Genomic DNA, 1,066 nt, shown 5'->3' with positions numbered 1-1,066 from the left:
CCCACCGGTTCCCCCACCCGGGCCACGGAACTGCGGTCGGTCGCACGTCTGCTGCGCCGCTCCGGCGGAGCCCGTGGGCACTGAGCCGGTGGACTGCGGCCGCCCGGGGTCACCGTGCCCAGGGCGGGGAGTGGGACTCCGTGCTCAGCCGGTCCGCAGCGTCTTCGCGATCGAGGTGATCGCCTCGGGGCCCACCCGGCAGCAGCCGCCGATCAGGCGTGCCCCGGCCGACCGCCAGCCGCCGACCTGCGCGGCGGTGAACGTGGAACGGCCCCTCCAGGCGCGGGCCTCGGCGTCCCAGGCCTCCCCGCTGTTCGGGTAGACGACGACGGGCTTGCCGGTCACCCTGGCCGCTGTCGCCACCGCAGCGTCCACGTCCCCGGGTGCGCAGCAGTTCACGCCGACCGCGATCACCTCGTCCGTGTCGGCGGCGAGCGCGAACGCCTCTTCGAGCGGCTGGCCGGCCCGCGTGCGCCCACCGTCGACGGTGTACGAAAGCCAAGCGGGCACCCCCAGCCCGCGTACCACCCGCAGCAGCGCGGCCGCCTCGTCGGCGTCCGGCACGGTCTCCAGCGCCAGCACGTCGGGGCCGGCGGCGGCCAGCACCTCCAGGCGCGGCCGGTGGAAGCGTTCCAGCTCGTCGGCCGAGAGGCCGTAGCGGCCCCGGTACTCGGACCCGTCGGCGAGCATCGCCCCGTACGGCCCTGCCGACGCCGCCGTCCACAGCGGACGGGTGACGCCCCCGGCATACGCCCGGCGGGCCGCCTCACGCGCCAACTCGACGCTCAGCGTCATCAGTTCCGCGGCTCGCTCACGGCCGATGCCGCGGTGGGCGAAGCCTTCGAAGGTGGCCTGGTAGCTGGCGGTGATGGCCACGTCCGCGCCCGCTTCGAAGTAGGCGAGGTGCGCCTCGGTGACCGCCTCCGGGTGCTCGGCGAGCAGCCGTGCCGACCACAGCTCGTCGCTCAGGTCGTACCCGGCCGACTCCAGCTGGTTGGACATCCCGCCGTCCAGCACGACCGTCCCCGCGGCGAGCGCCTCGTCCAGTCGGCCGGGTACGACCTGA

The 1,066-nt window shown here is 75.2% G+C and carries 1 protein-coding gene; it reads right to left on the bottom strand.

Annotated elements, in window-relative coordinates; translation table 11 throughout:
• Nucleotides 1–144: 144 nt before the first annotated feature.
• Nucleotides 145–1,047, bottom strand: a complete 903-nt coding sequence (mmuM, locus tag CCN42_RS40345; RefSeq protein WP_107427733.1) for a homocysteine S-methyltransferase — start codon at nucleotides 1,045–1,047, stop codon at nucleotides 145–147.
• Nucleotides 1,048–1,066 lie beyond the last annotated feature (19 nt).

This window comes from Streptomyces glaucescens, from assembly GCF_002154375.1.
Classification (GTDB): Bacteria; Actinomycetota; Actinomycetes; order Streptomycetales; family Streptomycetaceae; genus Streptomyces; species Streptomyces glaucescens.
Note: the sequence above shows the minus strand (reverse complement) of the source record. Positions and strands in the feature narration are given on the sequence as shown.